Raw genomic sequence first — 25776 nt, 5'->3', positions numbered from 1 at the left:
CGCACCTAAGACCTCTACCTAATTTGACTCCAAGAAGGCGGCTTCGGCGCGATACCTTTCATTATTTTGTGTACACATTATGTAGTAATCAGTATACCTATTTCAGAAGCATTGCAACTTGGGATCAGATTCTCATGACTGGTAAAACAACCCTTCGTGGCGCAAAAATTGCAACACAAGCCAGCCAGCAGGGCCCTTATGGGCTAATCGAGGATGGCATCATCGTAATATCAGGTGAGTTTATCGAATGGGTCGGACCCAGACGCGATCTGCCCGATGAATATACCGAGCTTGAGGCCGAGGATCTGAACGGACGCCTTGTGACGCCCGGTTTGATCGACTGCCACACCCATGTTGTATTTGGCGGCGACCGCGCCCAAGAGTTTGAAATGCGCCTGAATGGTGCAAGCTATGAACAGGTTGCGCGCGCCGGAGGCGGTATTAACGCAACCGTTCAAGCGACACGGGCCGCCAGCCTGGAAGAGCTGATAGAAAGTGCATTGCCCCGCGTCGACGCGATGATCCAAGAGGGCATGACCACTATCGAAATCAAGTCCGGCTATGGGCTAGAACAACAGACAGAGCTGAACATGCTGCGCGCCGCGCGCGAAATTGGAAAACGTCGCCCGGTTTCTGTTCAAACCACATATCTGGGCGCCCACGCGACTCCGCCAGAGTACAAGGGGCGCGATGACGCCTATATCGACGAGGTCGTCATTCCGACCTTGCGGGCCGCCCATGTAGAAGGGCTGGTCGATGCGGTTGACGGATTCTGCGAAGGGATCGCCTTTCAGCCCAAACAGATCGCCCGTGTCTTTGACGCCGCCGCAGCGCTTGGCCTTCCGGTTAAACTGCATGCCGAGCAGCTTTCTAATCTGGGCGGGGCACAGCTTGCCGCCTCCTATGGCGCATTGTCTGCGGATCATATCGAGTATCTTGACGAAGACGGCGTGATCACCATGGCCCAGGCGGGAACAGCGGGCGTAATCCTGCCCGGTGCGTTCTATACTCTGCGTGAAACGCGTCAGCCTCCGATTGAGCTGCTGCGCAAACACGATGTCCCAATGGCACTGGCAACCGATTGCAATCCGGGATCATCCCCCCTGACATCTCTTCTTCTGACCATGAATATGGGCTGCACCCTGTTCCGCATGACGCCAGAGGAAACACTTGCGGGCGTAACCTGTAACGCAGCGCGTGCCCTTGGTTTGAGTGATCGCGGTATGATCGCCGCGGGTCAGCGGGCCGACCTGGCGGTCTGGAATGTGGGCCGTCCGGCCGAGCTTTCTTATCGTATCGGGTTCAACCCGCTTCACAAACGCATCTTTGGAGGTCAAGCGTGACAACTCTCACTCTGGCGCCCGGGCAGGCTACTCTGCCTCAGCTTGAAACCATCTATTGGGATGAAGCCTCGGTCATACTTGATCCGATGTGTCGTCCTGCGGTCGAGGCGGCCGCGAAACGGATCGCTATCGCCGCTGCGGGTGATGTACCGGTTTATGGCGTCAACACGGGTTTTGGCAAATTGGCCAGCCTCAAGATCAAATCTGAAGACACCGCCACTTTGCAGCGAAACCTGATCCTCAGCCATTGCTGCGGCGTAGGAAACGCGATGCCCCGCCGGATGGTTCGGCTTATGATGTCTCTTAAGCTATTGAGTTTTGGCCGTGGCGCATCTGGCGTCCGCTGGCAACTGGTCGAACTTATGCAAGGCATGCTGGAAAAAGGCGTCACCCCTGTTGTTCCAAATCAAGGATCGGTTGGCGCGTCAGGCGATCTGGCACCTCTTTCACATATGACCGCAGTAGTGATCGGTGAGGGAGAGGCGGAATATAAAGGCGAAATTCTTCCGGGTGCCGAGGCGCTTGCAAAGGCTGGCCTGTCCCCGATCGAGCTAGGCCCCAAGGAAGGTTTGGCCTTTATCAATGGCACACAGTTTTCAACGGCCTATGCGCTTGCCGGTCTGTTCGAAGTCTGGCGTGCTGTGCGCAATGCGCTGGTCATCTCGGCCATGTCCACCGATGCCATCATGGGATCAACCGCTCCGCTGCAGCCCGAAATCCATGCGCTACGAGGACATCGTGGCCAGATCGAAGCGGCAGGTTCGATGCGTGAGATACTGGCGCAATCCGAAATTCGAGAAAGCCACCGGGATGATGATACACGTGTTCAGGATCCCTATTGCATCCGCTGTCAGCCGCAGGTGACTGGTGCGGCGATGGATGTCCTGCGACAGGCCGCACAGACCCTTTTGATCGAAGCGAATGCTGCAACAGACAACCCGCTTGTGCTGACCGAGGCGGATATGATCGTGTCCGGTGGTAATTTTCACGCGGAACCCGTAGGGTTCGCTGCTGACATGATTGCGCTGGCATTGTCCGAGATTGGCGCGATCAGTCAACGGCGTATCGCTCTGATGGTCGATCCAACGCTCAGCTTCGATCTTCCGCCCTTCCTGACACCTGAACCCGGATTGAATTCCGGCCTGATGATCGCCGAGGTGACGACAGCCGCTTTGATGAGCGAGAACAAGCATCTGGCCAACCCTTGTGTCACCGATTCAACACCCACCTCCGCCAATCAGGAAGATCACGTCTCGATGGCAGCGCATGGTGCGCGGCGGCTGGCCCGGATGGTCGAAAACCTCAACCACATCCTTGGGGTCGAGCTGCTCTGCGCCGCGCGTGGCATCGAATTCCGCGCCCCCCTCCAGACGAGCCCGTTGCTGCAACAGGCCATCGCACGGCTGCGCGAGGATGTTTCGAGCCTGCAAGAGGATCGCTATATGGCGCCCGATCTGAAAGCGGCAAAGGAATTGGTCGCGTCGGGTGCGTTGCTGAACGCGCTGAACGCCTCTTTGCCGGGCCTTACCTGATGGCGGCCTTTGCCATGATGGCGCGCGACCGCAGCCGAGACACATGATTGAAAACTTCAATGCCCTTGCCCTGTCGGGCTCTATCCAATCTGAAGGGAATGACCGATGAGCGATCCTCGTAAGAACAGCCGGGACATCTATCCGCCAACCGGGACCGAACTGAATGCCAAAAGCTGGCTGACCGAAGCACCACTGCGGATGCTGATGAACAACCTGCATCCTGACGTGGCAGAAAACCCGCACGAGCTGGTAGTATATGGCGGCATTGGCCGGGCCGCGCGAACCTGGAAGGATTTCGACCTGATCGTCGACAGCCTGAAAGACCTGGAAGCGGACGAAACCCTGGTCGTGCAGTCGGGAAAGCCCGTCGCCATCGTCAAAACCCACAAGGACGCACCGCGCGTGCTGATTGCCAACTCGAACCTGGTGCCGCATTGGGCGAATTGGGATCACTTCAACGAGTTGGATAAGAAAGGTCTGGCGATGTATGGCCAGATGACTGCGGGTTCCTGGATTTACATCGGGTCGCAGGGCATCGTCCAAGGCACCTATGAGACCTTCATGGAAGCAGGACGTCAGCACTATGGTGGCAGTCTGAAAGGCCGTTGGATCCTGACCGGGGGTCTGGGTGGTATGGGCGGTGCTCAGCCACTGGCTGCTGTGATGGCGGGTGCCTGCTGTCTGGCCGTGGAGTGCGACGAGAAATCCGCCGATTTCCGGCTGCGCACGCGCTATGTCGACGAAAAAACCCACAGTCTGGACGAGGCGCTGGACATGATCGAGCGTTGGACCAAAGCGGGCGAAGCCAAATCCGTGGCGCTGATCGGAAACGCCGCCGATATCTTCCCCGAAATACACAAGCGCGGCGTCAAGCCCGACATCGTCACCGATCAGACTAGCGCGCATGACCCGATCAACGGATACCTGCCGCAGGGCTGGACCGTGGCCGAGTGGCGCGCCAAGGCTGAAACCGCCCCGAAAGAGGTCGAAAAGGCAGCCCGCGCCTCGATGAAAGTACAGGTCGCGGCGATGGTCGCCTTTCACAATGACGGTGTTCCAACCGTAGATTACGGCAACAACATCCGGCAAATGGCGCTTGAGGAAGGTCTGGAAGACGCCTTCGCCTTCCCGGGCTTTGTGCCTGCCTATATCCGTCCGCTATTCTGCCGTGGCATTGGCCCGTTCCGCTGGGCGGCCCTGTCGGGGGACCCCGAGGACATCTACAAGACCGATCAAAAGGTCAAAGAACTGCTGCCCGATAACACGCATCTGCACAACTGGCTGGATATGGCGCGTGAACGGATCGCATTCCAAGGCCTTCCTGCGCGTATCTGCTGGGTTGGTCTGGGTGACCGACATCGCCTGGGTCTGGCGTTTAACGAGATGGTTAGAACGGGCGAGCTAAGCGCGCCGGTGGTCATTGGTCGTGACCATCTGGATTCCGGTTCAGTCGCCTCGCCCAACCGCGAGACCGAAGCGATGAAGGACGGGTCTGACGCGGTCTCGGACTGGCCTCTGCTAAATGCACTGGTCAACACCGCCTCGGGGGCGACATGGGTCTCGCTGCACCATGGCGGCGGCGTTGGCATGGGCTTTTCCCAGCATGCGGGTGTGGTGATCTGCGCCGACGGCACCGATGATGCTGCCAAACGCCTGGAGCGCGTTTTGTGGAACGACCCTGCCTCGGGCGTGTGGCGTCACGCCGATGCGGGTTATGACCTGGCCAAGGATTGCGCTCGTGAACACGGGCTGCGCCTGCCTGGAATTCTGGGAAACTAAGCCTGGATCAACCGGAACAGATCCCGGCCATTCATTTGTGAAGGCCGGGATTGAACGATCACAAAACACCGTGCGCGCCGGTTGCTTTCGGAAACGGTGATCTAATGGACAAAGCAGAGCGTGTTGAACGCGCGTCTCCAGGCTGAAACCTCGGAGGCAATCGGCGCGCCTTGCAGACCTTGTTTGATCAACCCCGCCAGACGATCCGCATCGCCTGCGGTCATCCCCCAGCGGACAAGCTCGGGCGTGCCAATCCGCAGACCGTTCATATCACCTTCAACCACCGCCACAGGCAGACCGATGCCACAGGCAAGGAACCCACTTTGGCGTAAGGTTTTTGAGGCCGCTTGCCCGCCCCCGAATGGCTCGGCCAGAACGGCAAACTGGTGAGAGTTGGTAAAGCCCTCGGCCCCAGCGAACACAGGCACATTTTGTGCATCCAAAGCCGCAGCCAATGCCTGCGCCATAGCGATCATCTCTTTCGCATAGGCCGCGCCAAAGTCTTTCCAGTCCAGCATCGTGACCGCAAGCGCGGCAGTTTTCGCCGCATCGAAATTGGCCGTCATGCCGGGAAAGGCGATAGCGTCCAGCGCTTTGACAATTTTTGAATCATTCGAAACGATCAGCCCACCTGCAGGGCCACCAAGACTTTTATAGGTGCTCATCGTCATGAAATGCGCGCCCTCGGCCAGCGGGTTGGACCAGGCGCGCCCGGCAATAATGCCGCATTGATGGGCCGCATCGAACATGACCTTGGCCCCGACCTCATCGGCGATGGACCGCACTTCGGACACGGGATGCTCGAACAGGTTCAGGCTGCCACCAATCGTAATCAGCTTGGGCCGCTCGGCTCGTGCCAGCGCCCGCAGTTGGTCCAGATCAACGGTATAGCCATCGGCATTAACCGGGGCCTCTATGGTGCGCAAGCCGTATAAGCCGGCGCAGCCATCGACATGATGAGTCACATGCCCGCCAATGGATGCGGGCGGCGCAATGATTGTGTCGCCCGGTTTGCATGTGGCCATAAAGCCATAGAGGTTGGCAATCGCACCAGAAGGCACACGAACCTCGGCGAATTTGGCATCGAACACATCCGCGCAAAGCTGGGCCGCGATCACTTCGATTTCCTCGATCGCTTCCAGTCCCATTTCGTATTTGTCGCCGGGATACCCCAAAGAGGGGCGCGACCCTATGCCAGAGGATAATAGCGCTTCGGCTTTCGGGTTCATCACATTGGTCGCAGGGTTGAGGTTAAAGCACTCTTCCTCATGGATCACTCGGTTCTGCTCGGCCAGCTGCTCGATACGGGCCAGCAGATCGGCAGACGTTGCGGACGCCGTCGTGGCCGCTATGTCCTGAATCAGGGTTTCACTGGTGCTCGGCACCCAATCTCGTTGTGCAAGCGTCATTGGACGTCCTCCGTTTTGCAGCATGGTGGCAGCCATTCCGTGACAGCGCAAAGCAGATTTGCTATTTCTTGGCGTAGAAAAACTAAGGCTTGAAATGAGTGTCATGCCCAAACGCCCGAAAGGGCCCCCGCTGAATGCAATGCGCGCCTTTGAAGCTGCCGCACGTCATGTCAGCTTTGTCGCCGCCGCTGAGGAATTGAGCGTCACGCCCGGAGCGATTTCGCAGCACATCAAGACATTGGAGGGCTGGGCAGGTACCGCGTTGTTTCGGCGCAACGCGCAGGGGGTGGAACTGACCAAGGCCGGGGCTTCGCTGGTGGCTGAATTCTCTGCGGCCTTCGACGGGTTGGCCGAGGCGACGCGTGCCCTCCGCAACCTTAAACCCAACGCCGATTTTCATATCGCCGCCTTGCCATCTGTTGCGCAGCTTTGGCTGCCGAAACGGCTAAGCCGGGTCAGGGCGCAGTTTCCGCATATCAATTTTTCGGTGACCGCGATGGAAAACCCACCCAGTCTTGATCGGGAATTGTTCGATCTGGCCATATTCATTGGCGAACCCAATGCTGAGCCCGAGCAGATTTGCATTTGCCCCGATCTCATCTCTCCGGTCGGCGCGCCTAGCCTGATTGAACATATGAACCACTTTGTCGACACCGTCCTTCTGCATGACCAGACCTGGAACGACGATTGGACAATCTGGTCACAGAACACGGGAATTGAACTGCAGGATGCGCAGACCGGGCCGCAGTTCTCTCTGTACAGCCTGGCCGTGGAGGAAGCGAAGGCAGGTGCGGGTATTCTGATGGGGCATCTATGTTTGCTTGAGGATGCCCTGGCAAGCCGCGCTCTTAAGTCTGCAAGCGAATACACCTGCCCAACGGGCCGCTTTCTGTTCGTCCACATACCTGGCGCAACGCGGCAAAGGCCCGAAACGCAACAGGTCGTGGCATTGCTGAACGAAGGTAGTGCCTAACAACCGGCCTATTCTGCGGGCTTTAGATCCAATCGCATGAAGGCGCTGTTGGGGTCGGCCTCATAGCCGTAGATCGGGCCGCAATAGGAATAGCCCAGCGCTTCATACAGCCTGCGCGCGGCGTCGTAGTAGGACAGATGATCGGCGCCCGTCTCAAGAACCAGCGCCGAGGTCCCTTCGACCCGTGCGTGATCAGCAAGATGGGTCATCATCACTCGCGCCAGACCGCGGCCACGTGCGGTTGCAAGGATATGCACGGATTTGACTTCGGCGGTCCCATCCGGCAGCGCCTTGAGCGCGCCGCAGCCCAGCACCTTGTTACCCTCATACAAAGCCCAGAACCGCATTCCGGGCCCGGCCAAGGCACTGGCATCCATCGTGTGATTGCTCTCGGCTGGCCCGGCGGTTTCGCTATGGGCAAAATGCGCCTCGACCACCGGGCGCAATGCGTCGGAGGTTGGGTCAGCCTCGCGAATGTCGATCATTTAATGCGTCCAGGGTGCGCGCCGATCGGTGGCAAAATTCTCGCCATAACCGCGCGCGCGCAGGTTCGGCTTGCGTTTATGCGGTTCACTGACCTGTGCGTCGATACCGTTGTCCTTGGCGTAATCCAGCGCCTCTTCCTTGGTGTCGAAATTCAGACGCACCTGGGTCTGGGTGTCACTGGAAGACGTCCAGCCCATCAACGGATCAACCTCGCGCGTGGATGCTGGGGCATATTCCAACACCCAATGCCGGGTCTTGGCCGTACCCGATGTCATCGCATTCCGCGAAGGCTGGTAGATCCGTGCGCGCATGTCGCCTCTCCGTACTCACTTGGCTGAAGTTGTTTATGCGTCAGAGCGAGGCCTGGGACAAGGTGGCAAATGTCGCGGAGGACAAGGATGTTCTGATGACGAAAACTGTCATTAGGGGAATGGTATAATCATTCAAACGCCACAACAAGGACAGCAAGATGATCCACCACGAACGCAGCCTCGACATTGATACCCGACCCGAAGATATCTGGGCCATTTTGAGCCGGTTCATGCATATCGACGATTTCGCCCCGCAGGTGACATCAGTAGATGCGCTAACACAAGGTGCGGATGGGGTGGGATCGAAACGACGATGCCATTTTGAAAATGGGACGTCTCTGGTCGAAGAAGTCACGGATTGGCAAATCAACCGGGGCTACCGTGTCCGCTTGTCTGAGATGTCTGCAATGCCTCTGACCCAAGCACATGCAGCAATCGCCGTTGAACCCCTTGCCAACAACCAATCCAGAGTAGTCTGGAGCATGGATTATCAAATGAAGTTTGGTCCATTGGGATGGCTGATGGGGCAGACTGTGCTGAAAGCGATGATGGGGCGTGTCCTGGGTGACAACCTGAAAGCGCTTGAAGAAAAGGTGCGTTCGGATCAAATACCGGATCATCGGTTTGCGTATTACTGAAACTGCCGTTTCTAGATCGGATCAGGTCTTGCAGTTGGACAAAATAAGAACAAATGTAGGGGCCTGACCCGGAGCCTGCCCATGCCTTACGCCCATTCCGACAAGACTCAGCTGACTGCTGATGACGTCCGCGCCCGCCTGAAACTGGAAGGCGGTAAAGAATTCGTCATGCATACCGAGTTCTCACCGGCAGGCGACCAGCCCACCGCGATCAAAGAGCTGACCAACGGTATCTTCGACGGCGAAAGAGAACAGGTCCTGCTGGGCGCGACCGGGACGGGCAAGACCTTCACAATGGCCAAAGTGATCGAAGAAACCCAGCGACCCGCCATCATCCTTGCGCCCAACAAGACGCTGGCGGCGCAGCTCTATGGTGAGTTCAAAGGTTTCTTCCCGGAAAACTCGGTCGAGTATTTCGTGTCTTACTACGACTACTACCAACCCGAGGCCTATGTCGCGCGCAGCGACACCTATATCGAGAAAGAATCCCAGATCAACGAACAGATCGACCGGATGCGCCACTCGGCCACGCGGGCGCTGTTGGAACGCGATGACGTAATCATCGTCGCCTCAGTGTCGTGCATCTACGGTATCGGCTCGGTCGAAACCTATGGGGCGATGACGCAGGACCTGAAGGTCGGCGGTGAATACAACCAGCGCCAGATCATGGCCGATCTGGTCGCCCAGCAGTACCGCCGAAATGATCAGGCATTCCAACGGGGCTCGTTCCGGGTGCGGGGTGACAGCCTGGAAATCTGGCCCGCCCACCTTGAAGATCGCGCTTGGAAATTCTCGTTCTTCGGTGAGGAATTGGAAACCATCACCGAGTTCGACCCGCTGACCGGTGAACGCGCCGCGAATATGGAACAGGTGCGGGTTTACGCCAACTCGCACTACGTGACGCCGAAGCCAACGATGAACCAGGCGATCATCGGCATCAAGAAGGAACTCCGCATCCGACTGGATCAACTGGTCGGAGAGGGCAAACTGCTGGAAGCGCAACGTCTGGAACAACGCACGAATTTCGATCTGGAGATGTTGGAGGCCACCGGCGTCTGTAACGGAATCGAAAACTACTCGCGCTATCTGACCGGTCGCGCGCCGGGCGAGCCGCCCCCAACGCTGTTCGAATTCATCCCCGATAACGCCATCGTCTTCGCCGATGAATCCCACGTCAGCGTACCGCAGATCGGCGGCATGTACCGGGGCGACTATCGGCGCAAATTCACCCTGGCCGAACACGGGTTCCGCCTGCCATCCTGCATGGACAACCGCCCCCTCAAGTTCGAGGAATGGGACGCCATGCGCCCGCAATCCGTGTTCGTCTCGGCCACACCTGCCAAGTGGGAGATCGAACAGACCGGCGGCGTTTTCACCGAACAGGTGATCCGCCCCACAGGCCTGCTGGATCCCGAGGTCGAAATCCGCCCTGTCGGCATGCAGGTCGACGATCTGCTGGACGAGGTGCGCAAGGTCGCCGCCGATGGCTATCGCACGCTGGTCACAACGTTGACCAAACGCATGGCCGAGGACCTGACTGAATACATGCACGAACAGGGCATCAGGGTCCGTTACATGCACTCGGACATCGACACGCTGGAACGCATCGAGATTCTGCGCGACCTGCGTCTGGGCGCGTTTGACGTGCTGATCGGCATCAACCTGCTGCGCGAGGGGCTCGACATCCCCGAATGTGGGCTGGTCGCCATTCTGGACGCCGACAAAGAAGGCTTCCTGCGCTCGGAAACCTCACTGGTTCAGACCATTGGCCGCGCCGCGCGCAACGCCGACGGGCGGGTGATCATGTATGCCGACAAGATCACCGGTTCCATGGAGCGCGCGCTGAACGAAACCGATCGCCGCCGCGCCAAGCAGATCGCCTATAACGAGGAACACGGCATCACCCCAGCAACGGTGAAGAAAAACGTCGAGGATGTTCTGGCCGGTCTCTACAAGGGCGACGTCGACATGAACCGCGTCACCGCCACCATCGACAAACCGATGCACGGCGCGAACCTCGAGGCGCATCTGGACGGGCTGCGCGACAAGATGCGCAAAGCTGCCGAGAACCTGGAATTCGAAGAGGCCGCCAATATTAGGGACGAGATCAAACGCCTGGAAGCGGTCGATCTTGCCATCGCCGACGACCCCATGGCGCGCCAATGGGCGGTCGAGAAAGCCTCGGAAGACGCGGTGAAATCGAAGGGCCGGTCAACGGCTGGGAGACCAGGGCAGCGGGGCGGGAATGTGAAGCGGCGGAAGAGGTAGGCTGAGAAGATATCTATTTGCGAACCTTCCATATCGCGCCCGCGCACCTATTCACTCTCATTGCTTCAGTCTCGCAAAAGTTAACTTTTCTGAAACTACCGACGCACGTTCCCTTCGCGCACGACCAAGTTACTTGGTTCTTGCACCAATTTATGCAGGTTGGCGCTTGTGCTTGATAAATTCCCAAATCATGAAAATTACCATCAACGGCATTAGAATCAAAATGCTAAAGTCGGCATATCCTGACCACCCAGACGAATAATAGATTTCAGGGTACACAAATTTCCAAACGACACCTGGGCTCAAGCAAACCAGCACTTTTAGAGCGCCAGAGTTAAAGACACAGAATTCTTTAATCAGGGTTATCAGCCCAATCATCAGATGCTTCCTTTGAAGTTCCACGTATACTGATTCCAAGCTGCGCGTATGAACTATGCGGATACTACTTTACCTGTGCAAGCGATCTGTAGATATCAATCTATTGGAGTCTTACGCACCCGCTCTCTAGTCTATCAGTCGAGCACTGCGAATTTCGTCTATTGCTCGCTCCCATTTTTTCGGATTGCCAACCAAATATGGGTGAAAGCACCACCCAACACGTTCGCAATTCAAGGTACCCGCACTTCAAACTTACAGCCTAGCGCCCTCTCCTCCACGTTTGAAATCACGAATTGTGATCCCAACCTGTTGCCATGACAACCTCCCACACCCTGCCCAGTACCCATGAGTACCAAAGCGCCATTCACCGGGTGCGCGGCACCCGTGTGGTGCTGGCCGAGGATCTGGCACAGGTTCTTTTGCAAAAAAAGGGCGGGAATATCCCGCCCGATACCTTACCCCTTATCCCAATGGGCAATCACATCATACCCAACCGGCGTTGGCGGGCTTTCCATGAACTCGGCGAAATGGCCCCATAGCTCGGCCACTTTGGGTGCGTTTGCGTTCGAGGTCGCCTCGCTTTCAACGACCGAGATCACATAGCCCGACCCGTCCTCGTTCATCACATTGGTAAAGCTGTGCATGCCGGGCATGCCCATGATTTCTGATTTCAATGCGTTCATTTTCGCCGTGGCCGCCTCGCGCGTGCCGGGCTTCATCTTGAATTGAGTAATACGTGCAAACATGATCTTCCTCCCTCGTCCGGCGATATCGCCATGTGACGCGGTCGGAACGACCCCGCCGCACGCAACCTAGCACGGCAGCCCGAAATCTCGCATTGATACGCGTGATTTGTGGCCATTTTCAACCATACGCCTCACTGTATTTGGGCCACTGACACGCCAGAGTTGCTGCCCAGTGCGGAAGGCTCGACATCTGAATTCACATATTGTGATTCCACAGCCGCAGCCAGATCGAACCCGAACTACCAAAGCGCTGTTCACCGTGTTTGCGGCCTGTGCTAATTGCCGGCCTGTGACAAGCCAGCTTTCAGCTTCTCCAGCGTATTCAAAAGGCGGTCTAGGTCAGGTTCGTCCAGCCCGGTATCGGCGATCATGCAGGCGGTGATCTCATGCGCCACAGACCGCAATGCCGATCCCGCCCCGGTCAGAGAAACAACAACCTGGCGTTCGTCCTCTTTGCTACGGGTTCGGTCGACAAGCCCGTCGGCCTCAAGGCGTTTCAGCAGCGGGGTCAGCGTACTGGTTTCCATCGACAACGCGTTGGCCAACTCACTGACATTTCGCCGGTCTCTCTGCCACAGCAGAGTCAGGGTGATGTATTGCGGATAGGTCAGCCCTAGCGGGCCGAGGTGTCTCTTATAAGCGCGGTTGATCACATGCCATGACGTATAGACCGCATGGCAAAACATCTCGTCGGTCTTCGGTTGGGTCGGAGAATCTGTCACGGCAGCACCTTCGCTCGCTTATATCGTGCACGATATAATTCATTGACCCACACCCACAAGGTTGTTTATATCGTGATCAATATTATCGTGCACGATATAGGAGGCAGCACATGTCCTGGCTACCAACGCTCATCACCGAGACACCCGAGGAGGGATTTGACCTGGCAATCAAACTATCACGGATGGCGGTTAAGAAGACGCAGCCCAATGACGAGATCCGTCAGCGCCTGAGGCCGATCTACGAAAACGATGCGGACAGCCTGACTATGGTGTCGCATGTCGTGGCGACAAATTACCAGACCGTGGCGGCGGCGAACAACTATTGGCGCAAGTGAGTAAAGGTGAAATGGGCTGGGTGGCGGATGGAATGACCCATTCCTATACGCCCAGTTCCGCCCGCATCTTCTTGGTCAGCTTGGCCACGACCAGATCATAGGACGTCACGATATGCTCGCGCAGCGACGTGTCGCTCATCCCGCGGTCCTCATAGACCTGCAGCCATTTCATCCCGCGCGAGGCCAGATATGGCGCAGGGCGAATTCCGGGTTCGTCGCTCAGCACCTCAAAGGCCAGTTCAGTGGCTTTGAAGGTGAAGGCGTCCTGACCGTCATTCCAGCCGCAGATCGCAAACACCTTGCCCCCCACTTTCCACACGTCTGCGTTGCCCCATTGAACCACATGAGAGCTGGCCTTCAGGCCCGCGCAGAAACTGTTGAACTCTGCTCGCGTCATCGGCTTTGCCTCTTTGTTCCGAAGTCCTTACCCACCTGTCAAGGCCTCACGAATTTGGCATTGCCAACGCGTTTTTGAGGGGCAGCGCTTTGTTCTGCATTCGGGGCAATCACTCCACAGGCCACACCATCCTGATCGGGATCGTTTTGCAGGTGATAGCCCGGCTCGCCCTCCAGAAACGGACCAGGAAGAACCGAGAGCGCAGCACCACATCCGGCAAGGGCAACAAGATGTAAAACCGCCTCATCACGCTCGAATTCTGAAGTGCGCAACCAGACGCTCAGGGCAATGATGCCTGTCGTCAGCGGCAACATGAGGACCATCAGCAGAATCCGCACCGGTGACAATGCGCGCCGGCGCAGAGCTTCGGCGCGTTGAACACGTTTGGCCGATTTCGGATCCGTGAACAGCGCCTTGGGAGTGGTCTTTTCTGGCTGCATTCCCGATCAATACACCAGTATCCGTGGGATGCCGATACCTAAGGGACAAACATATCTGTGAAACTCTGTCACGATGCAGGACGCTCTACGAACCTGGGCCAAGCAAACAAGACAGACCGGCCAATTTCTTGGCTGCTCGCTTGTGATCTGGCAGAGACCTAACGCACCACGTGCACTGAGCATGCAGCGTGGCGGACAACATGGGTAGCGGTGGAGCCCAAAAGCAAATCCTGCATACCTGGTCGATGAGACGCGATGATGATCAGATCCGGCTTATTCACGTCGGCCCAGTCAAGGATCGTCCGACCGGAATGCCCCTCGACAACGACTCCGCGGGCGCCCGAAATATTTTCCGCCAGCGCATCCAACTCGGCCTGAACGGCCTTGCGCGCATCGTCCAGATACCCGACCGGCATATAAGCGCTGGCATAGGCCGGTATATGTTCGACCACGTGCAGCAGCGTGACCTGTGACTCGGGTGCCGCCAACAGTTGCGCCAGTTTCAATGCGGACGGCATATCACGCGCGTCGTCGAATGATATTGGTACAAGAATATTGTGATACATGGCACGCGCCTCCTTGGTTGCTCAAGTATACTGGTCGATTACCAGACGCGTGACCTTGATCCAGGTCAGGATCAGTTGAAGGTTTCCGCAACATCGTACATGACGGGCTCAAAACTCTTGCACAACTCGTTGATTTTACGGTTTCTATCACGCATTTCTGACGTACGCAGCATGGCCAGAAAATCCTCGCGACGCTCCCATTGCGAATAATTGGCAATCCGGGTCTGGGCGTCGTTCACGTGCAATCCCGCTGCAACAAATCCAGGTTGCTTTGAGATGAAGCTGGCATAGGCATCCGTCAACGCCTCAAGCAGATCCTGGCAGGTGCCAGGCGTCATTTCAAATGTTGTGATTACGGTCTGCACAGTAGCGTTTTTGGAAATCTTTGGCATCTTGAAACTCCCTTGTCTGTCTCAAACCTAACACAGGATTCTGAAAGGTCTTGTGTTTCCTTTTGGCCTAGGCGCGCTCTTTTCAATTCGAAAAATAAACAAAACACTAACACTCCGTTAACCATGCTGACGGAAGCTGCAAGCATGTATCGCATTGCCCTGATATTGCACCTGTTGCTGATGGCCTCTCCTGCCTGGTCAGGTGCATGGCTGCGAGAAAAGGATGCAGCATTCACAGCCGCCTCACTGACAGCTTTTCGACTCCCTGAGGATGGGTACGACTATAAAACCTCTCTCTATGCGGAATGGGGATACAGCCAGAACCTGACGGTCGGCTTTGATTTCGAACAAAACCAAGACCTCTATGGCCATGCACTCATCTTTGCCCGTGTCCCAGTAGCGGATTTGGGCCAATGGGGTCGGTTCGCTGCTGAATTTGGTGCCGGTGCATATCACAAACATGAACGGGCCTGGGCACAGTACAAAGTGACGCTGTCTTACGGCAAAGGATTCCAGAGCGCCTTGGGAAGCGGTTGGATCGCGATTGATGCCGCCATCGAAAACCGAACACATGATGACATCTATCGAAAGCTCGACCTGACAACAGGGCTTTCATCGGACAGGTTGATCAATCCCCTAATCCAAATCGAAACGGCCTACAGGTCTGGGCACTCGATATATTGGAAGGCACGCCCCTCGGTCATGATCCGAACCAAAGACAGTTCTACTACCTGGGTTCTGGGGGTGGAAAGAAATGATGCCCGCAAAAACACGGGCATCAAACTGGCTTTGTGGAACGAATTCTAAGCCCAATCCGTTCCTACATTAATTCCGGCAGACGCCCGCACCGTCAGCGCTCCATCCTCAGGATTGCTGAAACCTCGCCCTTCAGACCCTCAGGCCAGCGTAACTGGATATCAGATCCATCCACCCCGTGCTCCAGCAGGACATAGGGGTGCGAATATTTGGTTGACCCAAGCGCTGTCTTCAAAGGTCCCAGAACGGTAACCGAGTCACAACTGCGCGCCTTGCCACCAAAGGGCAACCGGTCCTCAGAAGACACCGTCCACGCCGTTGCAGCTGTGTTCTGTGCGTGCCGTACCCTCAGTGGATTTGCGGTTTTAGCAGTGACACCATGGAACGTATTGTTTTCAAACGTCACGTTCAAATGGGCTGTGTTGTTCAGATCAGCGAATGTCGTGTCCACGCGTTCGGCCCGGTCGATCCCTCCGTTGATGGACCGGAATTTGTTTCCCGTCACGACGACGCCGTTCAGGAAATGCCCGGCGCCATAGGGACGAATGACAATGCTGCTGAACCAGGGCGCGACCTCGTTCGAGTAGAAGATATTGTCGGTAATGCTCATGGCGCTGAATGAGAAGCCAGCGGTGTAAACAGGGTCTGAATCCCGCTCATTTGTCCATTCGACAAAACAGTTATCGACATAGTTCTCGGCGATGGTCGAGCTGTTGTAAGTTCCGATCATGACCAAACCGGCCGAGCGCACCCCCTGAGTGATGCTGTCTCCCTGGAAAAAATGGTTGCCTAGGACCATGTTGTTGGTCCCTGCCAGCACCGCAAAATGCAGGAAACGAACCGCGCGATTGTGGCGCAACTTGATGTCATTGGCCGTTGAGTTCAACGCAATCGACTTGCGATCCGAGACGTCAAAGGACTCTTCAGAAGACAGGAACTGACAATTATCGACCAACATGCCCTGACACCCTGTACCGATCGAGGTGATACCGCGATCCAAAGGTCGGCTGATAAAACAGTTCGTTATGGCAATTGTGCTGCCTGACGGCGCAAGGCGGATTGCGCTACAGCGGCCATTGCATTGAAACTCGATCTCTTCCATTCCGAACTTGCGCAACGTGCTGAAACCGCTGAAATCAAGCAGATATTTGAAAGACAAAAAGGTAAATGTCTGCGTCCCGGATGCGTTATAGATCGGCGCGTTCAAAGTGATCTCTCCCGCCCCCTCATCCTTGGACCGGACATAGATCTCGCGGCCAACGCCGCTGCCCTGCACCAGCGCGCCGACAGGAATGTTGGCAACATTCGCAACATTGGTCAAACGCGTTGGGTCCGACGGGCTGTAGGTTGCCAGAGATGTGAATGTCTCGGTGCCCCAGGCCGAACTGCTTTGAACATCGAACTGGCCATTGCGGATGATCCGGCGTGTCGAAAACCCTGTTTGTTTGTTCGGAACCGCCGCTGCCATGTCAATCGACTCACTCACCGAAATCTTGCGCCCGCCCAGATCCAGCGATTCATGATCCGAGTTGTTCAGCAAAGCCTGAAAGGCCTTTTTGAATGCCAGGTCCTCGGCGCCGAAGGCCGTGATATAGGCCGGCAGGTTAAAGTTCTTCGTCAGCAAGAGCATCTTGTCATCGGGCATTGTGACCATGCCCTCAAATTCAATCTCAGACGAGATCGTCGTGTTTTCCGTCAACAGGTAGGTGCCATCCGAGACAAAGACACGTCGTCCATTCGCTGCCTGATCAGCGGCGACAAACGCTGCTGTGTCATCCGCTACACCATCACCGACCGCCCCGAAATCACGGATATCGACCAGAGAGATCATGTCGCGCAGGAACACATTGGTGACATCCGTAATCTCGATATCGTCGATCCGGACCACAGCGCCGTTGGTGCCTTCAATATCCAGCCCGAAATGCCCGTACAGGGTGGAAACACCCCAAGGCATATCCACACCCGTCCGTTGCCCCGCGCCCACAATCGCAGTGATTTCATGCACGGTGCCGTACCCGGACAGCTGTGTTGCCGGGCCCTGTTCGACCACGCCCGGCACCTGAACATCACCTGCCCCGCCCGCCCAGGCGGCGATACGAACTTCGGGCAAGGGGCCGCTAATCGCTTTTACCCGAGCTTTGATCTGCAAGTAGCATCCCGGCAGCAGCGGTGTCTGGCCCATATAGCGCAGCTGTTGTGTTGCGTTTACCTTCAGGATTTCCAGACATCCGCCAAAATCCGCATCGGCCGGGACATATACGCCGTTCCCCGATCCGTCATAGGTTGGCGAACCCGGAGTACCATCGCCGCTCGACCACACGTTCAGACCGGATGCGAAAACAGGCGGCATGAATACGATGCCGTCAGTGATTGCCTTATTCATAGAAATCCCTTTCCCAATCGCGCTGCGGTCAGTCGCCGTGCGCATAAACCCAGTGCCCAGGGCCACGCACCCCGAACGCAAAAGTCTGAGTATCGAAAAGGAATTAACCGCCGTTCATATCACCGTGACGGTGGTGTTGCGTTACGCCGCCGGATCCGAATTGCCCAAAAGCTGCACGCCATTGATTTTCCAGCCCTCTTCCTGAGGGATCATCTCGTAGTCCAGAATGTGAATCTGCCCGTCGCCATCCGTGATCATCACCTTCTGCCACAACGCCCCTGAAATTTCGCGAAGTTCCAGAAACCGCACGTCCGCAGGCCGCCAGACCATCGGATAGCCACGCCGGACCATCACCCCGAAATTCTCAGGCGTTCCGAAAAGGCGCTGGATAGTGGGGCTGGCAAATGTAAAGGCGGTTGCGAAATCATCCACCATGAACGCCTGTATCTGCCCCGCGATATTCGCCTCGATCTCGGCGTTTTGGGCAAAGGCACCGGATGCCAGTCCGGCGCTTATAGATACAGCAAGCATAAAACGACGCATGGGGCCACCTCCTGATTGAAGGATAGTCCCACGCGCGATCAGGTCAAATCAGACCAGCTCTCCGGCCAGCGCCTTGTCGATCAAGGCGACTGTTTCCGGCACGCCATAAAGCGCGATGAACCCACCAAATCGCGGCCCCTGGGATGCGCCCAACAACACCTCGTAGAGCGCGGTGAACCAGCCCCGCATAGGGTCAAACCGCTCGCGCCCGACAGAGTAGACCACCGATTGCAGCGCCTCATCCTCGATCGGTCCGTCATATGCCGCCAGCTCTGCTTTCAACGCCTCCAGCGCTTCGCGCTCTTGATCCGTCGGCGCCCGGTGCTGGCGGGTGGGTTTGACGAAATCGTTAAAGTAGCGGACCGCAAAGCCCGCCGCCTGATCCAGATCAGGATGCGTCTCAGCCGTGGCCTCAGGCGCATAGCGACGGATGAACCCCCACAGCGCCTCTTTGTCCTCGGCCCCGGAAACCGAAGCAAGATTCAGCAACATCGCAAAGGGCACCATCAGCGTCGTTTCAGGAACCTCCCCACCGTGGATATGCCACACCGGATTGTTCAACTGCGCCTTCAGCTCCTGCCCCGGATAGGCCCGCAGTTGCTGATGATATTCATCATAGGCCTTGGGGATCACATCAAAATGCATGCGCTTGGCGGTCTTGGGCTTTTGATACATAAAATACGCAAGACTCTCAGTCGGTGCATAGGTCAGCCATTCGTCGATCGAGACGCCATTGCCCGAAGATTTCGAAATCTTCTGACCGTTCTCATCCAAAAACAGCTCATAACTGAAATGCTCTGGCGCACGGCCACCCAACGCCCGGCAGATCGCGTCATAGATCTTTTCGTTGGTGGCATGTTCCTTGCCGTACATTTCAAAATCGACGCCCAGAGCGGCCCAGCGCGCACCGAAATCCGGCTTCCACTGCAGCTTTACGTTGCCCCCCGTGACTGGCAGCGTCCATTCCTTGCCGTCGTCGTCATCAAAGGTGACGGTATAGGTCTCGGCGCAGACCTTTTTCATCGGCACGTACAGAACCCGACCTGTTTCGGGGTGGATCGGCAGGAAGATCGAATAGGTCTGCTGCCGCTCTTCTCGCAGGCTTTTCAACATGATGGCCATTACGGCATCATAGTTGTCGACCGCCCGCTTCAGAATCTCGTCAAACTGACCCGAGCGATAAAAGTCGCGCGCCGAATAGAAATCATACTCGAACCCAAAAGTGTCGAGGAACCGGCGCAACATTGCGTTGTTGTATTCGCCAAAGCTTGGGTATTCGCCGAACGGATCAGGGACCGAAGTCAGAGGACGCTGCAAATGCTCTTCAAGCGCTTCGGGATTCGGCACGTTGCCGGGCACTTTGCGCATACCGTCCAAATCGTCCGAGAAACAGATCAGCTTGGTCGGAATATCCGACAGCGCCTCAAACGCACGCTTGACCATGGTGGTCCGCGCCACCTCGCCAAATGTCCCGATATGCGGCAAGCCGGACGGGCCATAGCCCGTCTCGAACAACACATACCCCTTGTCCGGAGCCCCTTTCTGATAGCGTTTGAGCAACCGGCGCGCCTCTTCAAAAGGCCAGGCCTTGGACGACATCGCGGTTTCACGCAGTTCAGACATTTTCTTTAAGCTCCATCGGGAAAACAGCGTCGGCTTTCGTTTGCCGCCGACCGACCCCTCCTATTGTGCCGGTGCAGCATGAGTCAATAAAGCAAGCTGTTTTTCCTGTCTGGAAACTGGCCTCAGACGACTAACTGATCCAACTTGGCCGCCCAGATGAAGTCATTCTCACTAAGGCCGTCAATTTCGTGGGTCGTCAGCTGAACATCCACATATCCCCATCCAAATCTGATGTCGGGATGATGCCCTTGCTGATCGGCCAGCCAGGCGCAAAGGTTTGCCAGATAGGTCGCCTTGGCAAAGCCTTTGAATTTGAAATGACGGCTGAGAATTTTTGCATCCGCATCCAGCGACCAATCGGAGGTCAACTGGGCCAGATGCGCGCTTGCCGCATCACGGTTCAAAGCTGGAATGCCGCCGGAACAAGGGGCACAGGTCCGATCCGATAGGGTGCAGGTTTGTTCTGATGTGGTCATGTCCAGCTTACTCCGCCGCTGTTGCCTTTTCGGGAAACTTATTCGGCAACAGGCCCAGTGATTGCGCCTTATGCACATCCGCCAGCAAATCCCGATCGGCGGCAGCAAACAGTTCCTCTGGGTCGTCCAGCACGAAATAGCCCATCTGGTGCATATCAATCCGGTAGGGCGTGCGCAGGATCGTCAGAACGTCAAAGGGATCGCGGTCGGGTATTTCGCTTTCCACCGCGTAGAGAAGTTCGGTCGGGGATGAGGCAAGCCCCGATCCCAACGCCTTGATCGCGCCGTCTTGCCTCCGCAGACCAAATTCGATCGAAAACCAATACAGCCGGATCAGCCAAGCATAGTCCTTTTCACCGGCCCGCACCCCAGCCATTCCGATAGCATGACTGAACGCAGCAAATCGCGGATCGCTCAACAACGGAGCATGCCCGAAAATTTCATGAAAGATGTCCGGTTCCTCGATATAATCGAAATCCTCGCGGGACCGGATGAACGAGGCGGCGGGGAAAACCCGGTTAGCCAACATACCAAAGAAAGTCTTGAACCCGATCAGCGCGGGCACCGGCTGTACCCGCCAGCCCGTCATGTCCAGCAGTCGCTCGGAAATATCCACACAAGATGGAACACGGGTTTTCGGAAGCTCCAGCCGATCCAGCCCCGCAAGATAATCACGCGCCATATAGCGCTGTACGTTCTCTTGCTGAGCGGCATAAAGATCAGCCCAGACAGCATCCTCTTCGTCGGTATATGTGATGTGACCATTGGCATTGGCCACCTTGGCGACGTATTTGGTCGACTTTGGCATGAAGGCTCCTCCTGAAACGAGTATAGCCAGCCATCGTGAAATAAATCGTTTGAATGTTTTTCAAAATCATACAATATGACCGAAACGCTTCACAAATCTATATGAAGTGACGCAAATGCTTCAAAACGCCGATATCGCCATCCTGCAAGAGCTTCAGACCGATGGCCGTCTGTCTATGCAAGAGCTCGCGGATCGTACCGGCCTGTCTGCCTCGCAGTGTTGGCGGCGGGTTCGCGATCTCGAAGCTGCCGGGGTTGTGGCAGGCTATACCGCTCGTGTGCCCGCCAAATCCGTTGGCCTGAACGCAATAGCCTATGTTCATGTTGCGCTGCGCGATCATCAGGAAGACAGTATCACTTCGTTTTTGCGGCTGGTTGAGACCGAGGCTCAGATTGTCGAGTGCGCCTCAATCACCGGGGATCATGACTTCATTCTGAAAGTCTATTCGAAAACACCCGAAGATCTTGAGGCGTTCATCATGCAAAGGCTGTTGAAATCGGGGTTAGTCCGCGACACTCGCAGCAATTTTGTACTGCGGCAGACGAAAACACGTGGCCCTTTGCCCATTCTTTGATCTATCGCTCCAAAATCCGTTGAACCTATTCCCTGCCCCACCTATCGTGCGGGATCAGAACAGTTCAATCAGGACACCCCTATGACCAACCAAGTGCCACACCCGATGTCTCCTCAAGATTGCCTCGTGGCGATTATGGTTGCGATCTCTGCATCAGATGAGACCATCCGCACCGCCGAGCTGGTCAAGATCGAGGGCGCGGTCAACATGCTGCCTGTCTTTGCAGAATATGACATCGACCGGATGTATCGCGTTTCCCAGATCGTCTTCGATCTGTTTGAACAAGAAGATGGCCTGGATGCCCTGTTTGGACTGATCCGCGACAACCTGCCCGAACGCCTGAACGAAACCTCCTATGCGCTTGCATGTGATGTTGCGGCTGCAGATGGTACGCTGGCAGAATCCGAATTGCGGCTGCTCGAGGAAATCCGTTACGAGTTGGACATCGACCGTTTGCATGCCGCTGCCATCGAGCGTGGCGCGCGGGCACGGCACACGACCTGACATCAGCTGCTGCCGGCCAGCTTCCCCCACCTTTCGATCAGTGCGCGCTGCAATTTGCGCGACCTGTTATTCCAGCTCCGCCCGCCTTCGGGCCGTTCACGATACGCTCGGGGGATCGTTGCGCGATGCTCTATGTCGGCCGTGAATATCGCAAAGGCCAGCTCTGCCCCATCCGGTGAGGTTATGAACCCGCCCAGGCCCGAGACAAAGTTCAAGGTTCCGGTTTTCGCATTCACTCTGATCGGATGATCCTTGACCGGCCGCCCCTGACTGTCGGCAAGCGTAAATTTCTTCAGCAAAGGCCGGAGGTCTCCGGCTTTCTGCGCCGCCAGCAGCGCGACCACCAAATCCTCGGGCGCTACGCGTGAATCGCCCCCAAGCCCTGAATGATCGACCATCGCAACCCCGGTCACACCATAGGTCTCTGTGGCCCATCTGTTCATCTCGGCGGCTGACTCCGCCAAAGTCTGCGGTCGCGTACCACGCGCCCTCGAAGCAGCGAGCCCCACCATCTCGGCAGTGAGATTGGTCGAGTATTTCAGCATGCCCTGCAATATGCTCTCGAGCGGGTCGCTTTGTTGAATGACCAAAGGGGTTCCATTCGGCATCTGCCGCGTGACCTGCGTCCGCCCCAGCACAATTCCGTTGGATCGGGCCAATGTTCTGAAAACGTCACCTGCATAAAGCGCGGGCTTGCGGACAGGCAGCCACCGCGCCCCATCGCTACCTAACGCGCCTTTGGCAACAGTCCACCGGTCCTGACGGGCGCTGGGTTCGTAGGTATAGATCGGCAGGTTGCGGCCCTCGACCTTCATGGACGCCACTTCCACTGCAGGGGTATAGCGCGTGCTTCGGGCATCCATGGTCACGTCATAGCTGGCGCCCTGCTTTTTCCACTCGAAATGCACGCGATTGAAATTCAGAGAAATGCCGCTGATCGCAGGGCTGTACCCCAAATGATCTGGCTGCCCCGGATCAATGCTGAACACGTAAGGCAACGCGCCATCATATACTTTGAACGCGCCGCGGACCTCGGTGATTCCGGCCTCGCGCAAGTTTGCCGCCATCGCGGCCAGCGCATCCGTATCCAGCAAAGGATCACCACCGCCAACAAGAACAAGATCGCCGTTCAAAATGCCGTTTTCTATGGGCCCCTCAGCGACCAACGCAGTTTCGAACCTGTAGTCAGCACCTAACACATTCAGCGCGTAAAGCGCGGTCAGGGCCTTGCCAACACTTGCCGGTGGCAAACCCCGGTCGCCACCATAGGCTTCAAGCACCGTGCCTGTATCAGCGTCGGCTACAGCAAAGGCGACTTCGCCGCGCAGGTTCGCGGCTTCGACCAAGCGCACAACACCTACGATCGGCTCATCACGAATCTGAGGCCTCAATGATGTAAGCGGTGCCTCAGCCATAACGGCTACAGGCATCAGGGCCGCACCCAGCCCTGCAATAAATCCTCGTCGCGAATAACGATCATTCATGGGTCAATTAAAATCCCAGAGATCACAGGCAAACAACCTGAGATCCGAATTATGGGCCCACAGGGGCTATTCAGGCAACACCTTGTTGCCCCAAACCCCCTGAATGCGCAACTGGGTCGAACTGACATCCAGCATCGGCACATTCACAAAACACCACGCCGGGGCCTGTGCCCGGCCGAGTAAATGCCGCGCCTGCCCGTCGATGCGGTATTTGGCATAGCGACGCGCCGCAGGGGACATACGTGCAGAGATGCGGTCTCCGGGACGGGCAACAACGCCAACCGGTACGGTTTCAATAATCGACTGCCAATCCTTCCACTTATGGAATTGCGCCAGGTTATCCGCGCCCATCAGCCAGACAAACCTGACCTGCGGATAAAGCTTCTGCAGGGCGGCGACAGTATCCGCCGTGGCGCGTGTGCCGGTCTGGGCCTCGATATCCGTCACCTCGACACGTGGATGCTGCATCACAGCTTGCGCTGCCTTCACCCGCCGCGCCAATGGCGCAGGCCCGCGCTCTTTCAACGGATTACCCGGAGAGACCAGCCACCACACCCGATCCAACCCAAAGGCCTTCATCGCCTCGAGTGTCACATGCACATGGCCCTTATGCGGCGGATCAAATGACCCCCCGAACAACCCCACGACCTGCCCGGGCCGTACATATGGGATAGAGCTACGCTGCATCTCTTGCTGATGTTCAGAACTCGGCGGGGTTGTCAATCAACAGGTTGCACAGCGTCGCCCAACCTGACCCGCCCGGGCCGCACCACCTCGGCGCACCAACCGCCATGACCCCGAACGGCGGAATAACCACACTTGCCCAGCGCCTCCTCCATCCGGCTGCACGGCGCGCAGATCACAGTGAAACGCAGGATGGCCTCGCCCACCTGCACCTCACGCCCCTTGAGCGCCGCCAAATTGATTCCTGATACCACCAGATTGCGTCGCAGGGTTTCAGGCGCAACCAGACCCTACCCGATATAGGAGCCTATCGCAGACAGATGTTCCCGCTGGATCAGGGTCACGGCTCGCTTGCCCGCGCAGCTGCGGTCTCCGTCCGGCCCATTAGCAGAGAACATGGCCCCCTCTACAGCGACTATCTCATTCCGCAGCGCAGGCCGCAAACTAATCCAGTCAGCGCAACCTGCTTGTGAGTAGCAAGAAATAACGTATTGGAATGCCGTTGTTATAGCGGTTCCTTCAGTCTGCGTTACTGAACGGACCTTCTTGCAGTTTCCTAGCTTCCCTCCAAGCCCACAACGCAAGGATTATTTGCAGAGTCAAGGCACTGCCATAGCTTGCAGCACCAGTACTGACTGGATAAGCACTACCCCGACAGAAAAACACTAAATCAATAGGAACAATCTATTGCGCAACCTATCATTGGCCACTGCTTTCCTCGCCCTCTCGTCGAATGTTTTGTATGCAGGCGCACAGGAGGATGCCGATTATATAGCCAACGTCACCGTAAACGAAGAAGTCATGCAAGGTGTGCTGGTCGCAATGCGTCCGGTCCTGATACAAGCGGTGCAACAAGATCTAATTTCCAGGGGCATAAAAGTATCTGATACCGAAGCGTTTTTCGACATTGTGATGGACGTATTCATGGATGGATTCATCCACGAACTGCGGATTCCAACGGCTCAATTCTATGTTGAAAATTTCTCAGCTTCTGAATTGCACGAAATAGCCCAGTTCTACCACAGCCCGACGGGAAAGAAGCTACTCCGATTTACGCCTGCAATGATGCAGCATGGCGCAAAAACGGGTCAGGTGGCCGGCGCAAAAGCAGCTCAGATGGTTCAACCCGAAATTGTTCGGCGCATCCACGAAGAAAGTCTCGTAATCGAAAGTAGATCTTTCACCGACAAATTGCTGGAAGCCTTCGAATAAGCTCAGAACTATTC

The 25776-nt window shown here is 56.6% G+C and carries 28 protein-coding genes; 11 read left to right on the top strand and 17 right to left on the bottom strand.

Annotated features, from left to right (window positions below; translation table 11 throughout):
- Nucleotides 1-134 precede the first annotated feature (134 nt).
- From hutI to hutU, 3 genes are all read left to right on the top strand, one after another.
- Nucleotides 135-1343: an imidazolonepropionase gene (gene hutI, locus AC2FIM_RS06655; protein WP_281972488.1), complete on the top strand. Its 1209-nt coding sequence runs from the start codon at nucleotides 135-137 to the stop codon at nucleotides 1341-1343.
- Nucleotides 1340-2875 carry a histidine ammonia-lyase gene (gene hutH, locus AC2FIM_RS06650; RefSeq protein ID WP_142635679.1) on the top strand — a complete coding sequence of 512 codons (1536 nt, stop codon included), beginning with the start codon at nucleotides 1340-1342 and terminating at the stop codon, nucleotides 2873-2875. The genes hutI and hutH overlap by 4 nt, the downstream gene beginning before the upstream one ends.
- Nucleotides 2876-2980: 105 nt before the next feature.
- Nucleotides 2981-4654 (top strand): urocanate hydratase, encoded by a 1674-nt coding sequence (hutU, locus tag AC2FIM_RS06645; RefSeq protein WP_271948298.1) that lies wholly within the window; start codon nucleotides 2981-2983, stop codon nucleotides 4652-4654.
- A 101-nt stretch (nucleotides 4655-4755) separates the two neighbouring features.
- Here the strand turns inward: hutU and glyA are convergent, their stop codons facing one another.
- Nucleotides 4756-6063, bottom strand: a complete 1308-nt coding sequence (gene glyA / locus AC2FIM_RS06640) for a serine hydroxymethyltransferase (RefSeq protein ID WP_271948300.1) — start codon at nucleotides 6061-6063, stop codon at nucleotides 4756-4758.
- Between the two features lie 103 nt (nucleotides 6064-6166).
- Here glyA and AC2FIM_RS06635 point away from each other — a divergent pair, with 103 nt between their 5' ends.
- Nucleotides 6167-7036, top strand: coding sequence for a LysR family transcriptional regulator (locus AC2FIM_RS06635; RefSeq protein WP_271948302.1), 870 nt, complete (start codon nucleotides 6167-6169; stop codon nucleotides 7034-7036).
- Between the two features lie 8 nt (nucleotides 7037-7044).
- On the opposite strand, the gene AC2FIM_RS06630 is transcribed toward AC2FIM_RS06635, so the two are convergent.
- Together AC2FIM_RS06630 and AC2FIM_RS06625 are read right to left on the bottom strand one after the other, a co-directional pair.
- Nucleotides 7045-7521, bottom strand: a complete 477-nt coding sequence (locus AC2FIM_RS06630; protein WP_142635670.1) for a GNAT family N-acetyltransferase — start codon at nucleotides 7519-7521, stop codon at nucleotides 7045-7047.
- Nucleotides 7522-7833 carry an ETC complex I subunit gene (locus tag AC2FIM_RS06625; protein WP_142635668.1) on the bottom strand — a complete coding sequence of 104 codons (312 nt, stop codon included), beginning with the start codon at nucleotides 7831-7833 and terminating at the stop codon, nucleotides 7522-7524.
- A 158-nt stretch (nucleotides 7834-7991) separates the two neighbouring features.
- Between AC2FIM_RS06625 and AC2FIM_RS06620 the strand changes: the two genes are divergently transcribed.
- Both AC2FIM_RS06620 and uvrB read left to right on the top strand, forming a co-directional pair.
- On the top strand, nucleotides 7992-8471 hold the full coding sequence (locus AC2FIM_RS06620) for an SRPBCC family protein (protein ID WP_271948305.1): 480 nt from the start codon (nucleotides 7992-7994) through the stop codon (nucleotides 8469-8471).
- An 81-nt stretch (nucleotides 8472-8552) separates the two neighbouring features.
- Nucleotides 8553-10739, top strand: coding sequence for an excinuclease ABC subunit UvrB (uvrB, locus tag AC2FIM_RS06615; RefSeq protein ID WP_496676451.1), 2187 nt, complete (start codon nucleotides 8553-8555; stop codon nucleotides 10737-10739).
- Nucleotides 10740-11572: 833 nt separating this feature from the next.
- On the opposite strand, the gene AC2FIM_RS06610 is transcribed toward uvrB, so the two are convergent.
- Both AC2FIM_RS06610 and AC2FIM_RS06605 read right to left on the bottom strand, forming a co-directional pair.
- Entirely contained in the window at nucleotides 11573-11863 is a 291-nt protein-coding gene (locus tag AC2FIM_RS06610; RefSeq protein WP_142635662.1) for an antibiotic biosynthesis monooxygenase family protein, read from the bottom strand.
- 275 nt (nucleotides 11864-12138) lie between these two features.
- On the bottom strand, nucleotides 12139-12585 hold the full coding sequence (locus tag AC2FIM_RS06605; protein WP_271948315.1) for a MarR family winged helix-turn-helix transcriptional regulator: 447 nt from the start codon (nucleotides 12583-12585) through the stop codon (nucleotides 12139-12141).
- Between the two features lie 110 nt (nucleotides 12586-12695).
- Between AC2FIM_RS06605 and AC2FIM_RS06600 the strand changes: the two genes are divergently transcribed.
- Nucleotides 12696-12920: a hexameric tyrosine-coordinated heme protein gene (locus AC2FIM_RS06600; RefSeq protein ID WP_142635660.1), complete on the top strand. Its 225-nt coding sequence runs from the start codon at nucleotides 12696-12698 to the stop codon at nucleotides 12918-12920.
- Nucleotides 12921-12963: 43 nt separating this feature from the next.
- Here AC2FIM_RS06600 and AC2FIM_RS06595 read toward each other — a convergent pair whose 3' ends face one another.
- From AC2FIM_RS06595 to AC2FIM_RS06580, 4 genes are all read right to left on the bottom strand, one after another.
- Nucleotides 12964-13317 carry an MmcQ/YjbR family DNA-binding protein gene (locus tag AC2FIM_RS06595; RefSeq protein ID WP_142635658.1) on the bottom strand — a complete coding sequence of 118 codons (354 nt, stop codon included), beginning with the start codon at nucleotides 13315-13317 and terminating at the stop codon, nucleotides 12964-12966.
- A gap of 38 nt (nucleotides 13318-13355) precedes the next feature.
- Nucleotides 13356-13757 carry an excalibur calcium-binding domain-containing protein gene (locus AC2FIM_RS06590; RefSeq protein WP_246097187.1) on the bottom strand — a complete coding sequence of 134 codons (402 nt, stop codon included), beginning with the start codon at nucleotides 13755-13757 and terminating at the stop codon, nucleotides 13356-13358.
- 158 nt (nucleotides 13758-13915) lie between these two features.
- Nucleotides 13916-14323 (bottom strand): universal stress protein, encoded by a 408-nt coding sequence (locus AC2FIM_RS06585; protein ID WP_281972496.1) that lies wholly within the window; start codon nucleotides 14321-14323, stop codon nucleotides 13916-13918.
- A gap of 71 nt (nucleotides 14324-14394) precedes the next feature.
- Nucleotides 14395-14715: an antibiotic biosynthesis monooxygenase family protein gene (locus tag AC2FIM_RS06580; protein WP_142635654.1), complete on the bottom strand. Its 321-nt coding sequence runs from the start codon at nucleotides 14713-14715 to the stop codon at nucleotides 14395-14397.
- Between the two features lie 144 nt (nucleotides 14716-14859).
- On the opposite strand from AC2FIM_RS06580, the gene AC2FIM_RS06575 reads away from it, so the two are divergent.
- Nucleotides 14860-15522 carry a hypothetical protein gene (locus AC2FIM_RS06575; RefSeq protein ID WP_142635960.1) on the top strand — a complete coding sequence of 221 codons (663 nt, stop codon included), beginning with the start codon at nucleotides 14860-14862 and terminating at the stop codon, nucleotides 15520-15522.
- A 43-nt stretch (nucleotides 15523-15565) separates the two neighbouring features.
- Here AC2FIM_RS06575 and AC2FIM_RS06570 read toward each other — a convergent pair whose 3' ends face one another.
- The 5 genes from AC2FIM_RS06570 to phhA all read right to left on the bottom strand — a co-directional run bounded on the left by AC2FIM_RS06570 (nucleotide 15566) and on the right by phhA (nucleotide 21304).
- Nucleotides 15566-17854, bottom strand: a complete 2289-nt coding sequence (locus AC2FIM_RS06570; RefSeq protein ID WP_271948321.1) for a glycosyl hydrolase family 28-related protein — start codon at nucleotides 17852-17854, stop codon at nucleotides 15566-15568.
- 141 nt (nucleotides 17855-17995) lie between these two features.
- Entirely contained in the window at nucleotides 17996-18397 is a 402-nt protein-coding gene (locus tag AC2FIM_RS06565; RefSeq protein WP_142635650.1) for a DUF4864 domain-containing protein, read from the bottom strand.
- Between the two features lie 48 nt (nucleotides 18398-18445).
- On the bottom strand, nucleotides 18446-20020 hold the full coding sequence (locus AC2FIM_RS06560) for a lysine--tRNA ligase (protein WP_142635648.1): 1575 nt from the start codon (nucleotides 20018-20020) through the stop codon (nucleotides 18446-18448).
- 122 nt (nucleotides 20021-20142) lie between these two features.
- On the bottom strand, nucleotides 20143-20496 hold the full coding sequence (locus tag AC2FIM_RS06555; protein ID WP_496707978.1) for a 4a-hydroxytetrahydrobiopterin dehydratase: 354 nt from the start codon (nucleotides 20494-20496) through the stop codon (nucleotides 20143-20145).
- Nucleotides 20497-20503: 7 nt separating this feature from the next.
- Nucleotides 20504-21304 carry a phenylalanine 4-monooxygenase gene (gene phhA, locus AC2FIM_RS06550; protein WP_496707979.1) on the bottom strand — a complete coding sequence of 267 codons (801 nt, stop codon included), beginning with the start codon at nucleotides 21302-21304 and terminating at the stop codon, nucleotides 20504-20506.
- 115 nt (nucleotides 21305-21419) lie between these two features.
- On the opposite strand from phhA, the gene AC2FIM_RS06545 reads away from it, so the two are divergent.
- Together AC2FIM_RS06545 and AC2FIM_RS06540 are read left to right on the top strand one after the other, a co-directional pair.
- Complete coding sequence (locus AC2FIM_RS06545) at nucleotides 21420-21878, top strand: Lrp/AsnC family transcriptional regulator (RefSeq protein WP_142635958.1); 459 nt, start codon at nucleotides 21420-21422, stop codon at nucleotides 21876-21878.
- 81 nt (nucleotides 21879-21959) lie between these two features.
- Nucleotides 21960-22382: a tellurite resistance TerB family protein gene (locus tag AC2FIM_RS06540; protein WP_142635642.1), complete on the top strand. Its 423-nt coding sequence runs from the start codon at nucleotides 21960-21962 to the stop codon at nucleotides 22380-22382.
- 2 nt (nucleotides 22383-22384) lie between these two features.
- On the opposite strand, the gene dacB is transcribed toward AC2FIM_RS06540, so the two are convergent.
- The 3 genes from dacB to AC2FIM_RS06525 form a co-directional block, all read right to left on the bottom strand.
- Complete coding sequence (gene dacB / locus AC2FIM_RS06535) at nucleotides 22385-23866, bottom strand: D-alanyl-D-alanine carboxypeptidase/D-alanyl-D-alanine endopeptidase (RefSeq protein ID WP_271948330.1); 1482 nt, start codon at nucleotides 23864-23866, stop codon at nucleotides 22385-22387.
- 66 nt (nucleotides 23867-23932) lie between these two features.
- Entirely contained in the window at nucleotides 23933-24553 is a 621-nt protein-coding gene (locus AC2FIM_RS06530; protein WP_271948332.1) for a nicotinate-nucleotide adenylyltransferase, read from the bottom strand.
- A 32-nt stretch (nucleotides 24554-24585) separates the two neighbouring features.
- Nucleotides 24586-24837 (bottom strand): MOSC domain-containing protein, encoded by a 252-nt coding sequence (locus AC2FIM_RS06525; RefSeq protein WP_416383917.1) that lies wholly within the window; start codon nucleotides 24835-24837, stop codon nucleotides 24586-24588.
- 415 nt (nucleotides 24838-25252) lie between these two features.
- On the opposite strand from AC2FIM_RS06525, the gene AC2FIM_RS06520 reads away from it, so the two are divergent.
- Nucleotides 25253-25762 (top strand): DUF2059 domain-containing protein, encoded by a 510-nt coding sequence (locus AC2FIM_RS06520; protein WP_496676469.1) that lies wholly within the window; start codon nucleotides 25253-25255, stop codon nucleotides 25760-25762.
- The last annotated feature ends 14 nt before the right edge of the window (nucleotides 25763-25776 follow it).

The sequence above is a fragment of the Ruegeria sp. CDSC052 genome (genome assembly GCF_059610685.1).
The sequence above is the reverse complement of the archived record's forward strand: the minus strand, read 5'-3'. Positions and strand labels throughout refer to the sequence as shown.

Bases quoted from the DNA above. Each gene is read 5' to 3' on its own strand.
- uvrB (WP_496676451.1), top strand. From the start codon at position 8,553: ATGCCTTACGCCCATTCCGACAAGACTCAGCTGACTGCTGATGACGTC.
- AC2FIM_RS06570 (WP_271948321.1), bottom strand. From the start codon at position 17,854: ATGAATAAGGCAATCACTGACGGCATCGTATTCATGCCGCCTGTTTTC.
- AC2FIM_RS06585 (WP_281972496.1), bottom strand. From the start codon at position 14,323: ATGTATCACAATATTCTTGTACCAATATCATTCGACGACGCGCGTGAT.
- AC2FIM_RS06595 (WP_142635658.1), bottom strand. From the start codon at position 13,317: ATGACGCGAGCAGAGTTCAACAGTTTCTGCGCGGGCCTGAAGGCCAGC.
- phhA (WP_496707979.1), bottom strand. From the start codon at position 21,304: ATGCCAAAGTCGACCAAATACGTCGCCAAGGTGGCCAATGCCAATGGT.
- AC2FIM_RS06575 (WP_142635960.1), top strand. From the start codon at position 14,860: ATGTATCGCATTGCCCTGATATTGCACCTGTTGCTGATGGCCTCTCCT.
- AC2FIM_RS06635 (WP_271948302.1), top strand. From the start codon at position 6,167: ATGCCCAAACGCCCGAAAGGGCCCCCGCTGAATGCAATGCGCGCCTTT.
- AC2FIM_RS06530 (WP_271948332.1), bottom strand. From the start codon at position 24,553: ATGCAGCGTAGCTCTATCCCATATGTACGGCCCGGGCAGGTCGTGGGG.
- AC2FIM_RS06600 (WP_142635660.1), top strand. From the start codon at position 12,696: ATGTCCTGGCTACCAACGCTCATCACCGAGACACCCGAGGAGGGATTT.
- AC2FIM_RS06620 (WP_271948305.1), top strand. From the start codon at position 7,992: ATGATCCACCACGAACGCAGCCTCGACATTGATACCCGACCCGAAGAT.
- AC2FIM_RS06540 (WP_142635642.1), top strand. From the start codon at position 21,960: ATGACCAACCAAGTGCCACACCCGATGTCTCCTCAAGATTGCCTCGTG.
- AC2FIM_RS06580 (WP_142635654.1), bottom strand. From the start codon at position 14,715: ATGCCAAAGATTTCCAAAAACGCTACTGTGCAGACCGTAATCACAACA.
- hutI (WP_281972488.1), top strand. From the start codon at position 135: ATGACTGGTAAAACAACCCTTCGTGGCGCAAAAATTGCAACACAAGCC.
- AC2FIM_RS06590 (WP_246097187.1), bottom strand. From the start codon at position 13,757: ATGCAGCCAGAAAAGACCACTCCCAAGGCGCTGTTCACGGATCCGAAA.
- AC2FIM_RS06625 (WP_142635668.1), bottom strand. From the start codon at position 7,833: ATGCGCGCACGGATCTACCAGCCTTCGCGGAATGCGATGACATCGGGT.
- glyA (WP_271948300.1), bottom strand. From the start codon at position 6,063: ATGACGCTTGCACAACGAGATTGGGTGCCGAGCACCAGTGAAACCCTG.
- hutU (WP_271948298.1), top strand. From the start codon at position 2,981: ATGAGCGATCCTCGTAAGAACAGCCGGGACATCTATCCGCCAACCGGG.
- AC2FIM_RS06610 (WP_142635662.1), bottom strand. From the start codon at position 11,863: ATGTTTGCACGTATTACTCAATTCAAGATGAAGCCCGGCACGCGCGAG.
- AC2FIM_RS06555 (WP_496707978.1), bottom strand. From the start codon at position 20,496: ATGACCACATCAGAACAAACCTGCACCCTATCGGATCGGACCTGTGCC.
- AC2FIM_RS06565 (WP_142635650.1), bottom strand. From the start codon at position 18,397: ATGCGTCGTTTTATGCTTGCTGTATCTATAAGCGCCGGACTGGCATCC.
- AC2FIM_RS06560 (WP_142635648.1), bottom strand. From the start codon at position 20,020: ATGTCTGAACTGCGTGAAACCGCGATGTCGTCCAAGGCCTGGCCTTTT.
- dacB (WP_271948330.1), bottom strand. From the start codon at position 23,866: ATGAATGATCGTTATTCGCGACGAGGATTTATTGCAGGGCTGGGTGCG.
- AC2FIM_RS06545 (WP_142635958.1), top strand. From the start codon at position 21,420: ATGCTTCAAAACGCCGATATCGCCATCCTGCAAGAGCTTCAGACCGAT.
- AC2FIM_RS06630 (WP_142635670.1), bottom strand. From the start codon at position 7,521: ATGATCGACATTCGCGAGGCTGACCCAACCTCCGACGCATTGCGCCCG.